General features: G+C 29.9%; 2 protein-coding genes. One reads left to right on the top strand and one right to left on the bottom strand.

Annotated features, from left to right (window positions below):
- Window positions 1-6 precede the first annotated feature (6 nt).
- Window positions 7-405, bottom strand: a complete 399-nt coding sequence (locus ACTG3S_RS10030; protein ID WP_439129222.1) for a DUF983 domain-containing protein — start codon at window positions 403-405, stop codon at window positions 7-9.
- Window positions 406-451: 46 nt separating this feature from the next.
- Here ACTG3S_RS10030 and ACTG3S_RS10025 point away from each other — a divergent pair, with 46 nt between their 5' ends.
- Window positions 452-2,371: an ABC-F family ATP-binding cassette domain-containing protein gene (locus ACTG3S_RS10025; protein WP_439129221.1), complete on the top strand. Its 1,920-nt coding sequence runs from the start codon at window positions 452-454 to the stop codon at window positions 2,369-2,371.
- Window positions 2,372-2,405: the final 34 nt, after the last annotated feature.

The following is a 2,405-nucleotide window of genomic DNA, read 5'->3' as shown; positions in this document are numbered from 1 at the left end:
AAGTTCTTATTTTTTATAACTAACAAACATATTTATCCAAAGTATTCTAGACAAACGTAAATTTACTGGCGCTAACACAATTAAAGCAATAATTATTGCTGCAAAAGATTGTAGTAATGTTAAGTTAAAAACTAACGAAGAAATTAAAAAAGTAATTACAGATAAGGCTACAGTAATTCCGTAATTTACATACATGGCTCCATAAAAAAATGAAGGCTCCATCATGTATTTTAAGTTACACTTAGGGCAATTTGTATGCAATTGTGTAATTTTTGTAGGATGAAATGTAAATTTATATTTAAAAAAATCGCCCTCATGACATCTTGGGCATTTGCCATTTACTATACTATATATTTTTGTGCCTTTTTTAAACATCTGTACCTTAAAAATTATATACTTTTGCAAAGGTAAATTTTTTACAACTTTAATTAAGTAACAATCATTACATTTCATGCTAAACGTACATAATTTAACAGTTTCATTTATGGGAACTGATTTATTTTCAGGAATAACCTTTAAACTCAATAAAGGAGATAGAATTGGATTGATTGGTAAAAACGGTGCAGGAAAATCTACGTTGCTAAAAGTATTATCTCAAGATATAGAAAGCAGTGGTGGTACTATGGCTTTTGATAAAGATGTACAAATTGGTTTTTTAAGACAAGATATAGACTTTGTAGAAGGAAGAACCATTTTAGAAGAAGCCTATCAAGCTTTTGAAGAAATTAAGCAAATAGAATTACAGTTAGATGAAATTAACGAACAATTAGCTACAAGAACCGATTATGAAAGTGAAGGTTACACGCAGTTAATACACGATTTAACCGAAAAAACAGAACGTTACGAACTTTTAGGAGGTTACAATTATCAAGGGGATACAGAAAAGATTTTGCAAGGTTTAGGTTTTCAAAGAGAAGATTTTGATAAACTAACAGATACCTTTTCTGGTGGATGGAGAATGCGAATAGAATTGGCAAAATTATTATTACAAAATAATGATATTTTACTATTAGATGAGCCCACAAACCACTTAGATATCGAATCTATTATTTGGTTAGAAAATTTTTTAAAATCTTATGCAGGTGCCATTGTATTGGTTTCTCACGATAAAATGTTTTTAGATAATGTAACCAACAGAACCATAGAAATTTCTTTAGGACAAATTTACGATTACAAAAAACCGTATTCAGAATTTCTATTATTAAGAGGAGAAATTAAAGAAAAACAATTACAAGCACAAAAAAATCAAGAAAAAGAAATAAAACAAAAGCAGCAGTTAATAGATAAATTTAAAGCAAAAGCAAGTAAAGCATCTATGGCGCAATCTTTAATGAAACAACTTGATAAAGTAGAGTTAATTGAAGTAGACCAAGATGATAACCAAGCCATGAATGTGCGTTTTGCAGTTTCTAAAGAACCTGGCAAAATTATTGTAGAGGCAGAAAATCTATCTAAAAGTTATGGAGATAAACATGTTTTAGAAGACGTAGATTTATTGATAGAAAGAAACAGTAAAATTGCTTTTGTTGGCCAAAATGGACAAGGAAAATCAACTTTGGCAAAAATGATGGTGGGTGAAATTCCGTTTGAAGGTCATTTAAAACTAGGGCATAATGTACAAATTGGGTATTTTGCTCAAAATCAATCAGAACATTTACCACCAGAAAAAACAGTGTTAGAAATCATGGAAGATGCTGCTACAGACAGCAACAGAATGCGTGTAAGAGACATGCTAGGTTCTTTTTTATTTGGTGGAGATGCAGTAGATAAAAAAGCAAAAGTACTTTCTGGAGGAGAACGTAATAGATTGGCATTATGTAAATTATTATTACAACCTTTTAATGTTTTAATAATGGATGAGCCCACAAACCACTTAGACATTGCCTCTAAAACTGTTTTAAAAGAAGCCTTAAATAATTTTGATGGTACTTTAATTGTGGTTTCTCACGATAGAGAGTTTTTACAAGGATTAACCACAACTGTTTATGGTTTTAAAGATAAAGAGATAAAAGAATATTTAGGTGATATTGATTATTTCTTGGAGCAACACAAAATGGAAAGTTTGCGAGATGCAGAAAAGAAAACTGTTGTAAAAGTAGCCAAAGACACTTCTAAAAAAGACGCAAATCAATTATCTAGAGAGCAAGAAAAAGCGTTAAAAAAACTGAACAACAAACTCTCTAATATAGAAACAGAAATTGCCGATTTAGAAACAGAAATTGAAAAGATAGATTTAGAACTAGCAGAAAATTATGATGAAGTTTCCTCTAGACCTAACTTTTTTGAAAAATACAAAGCTAAAAAAGCAAAAGTAGACGCTTTAATGGAAGAATGGGAACAATTAGAAGGAGAAATTTCTAGGTTTTCTTAATAATATATTTGGATTAGCTAACTCAATACGAATA

It is taken from the genome of Polaribacter sp. (assembly GCF_965656025.1).
Lineage (GTDB): Bacteria > Bacteroidota > Bacteroidia > Flavobacteriales > Flavobacteriaceae > Polaribacter.
This window is presented reverse-complemented; position numbering and strand designations above follow the sequence as displayed.

Coding starts and splice junctions, on each gene's coding strand:
- ACTG3S_RS10025 (WP_439129221.1), top strand. CDS start 452: ATGCTAAACGTACATAATTTAACAGTTTCATTTATGGGAACTGATTTA.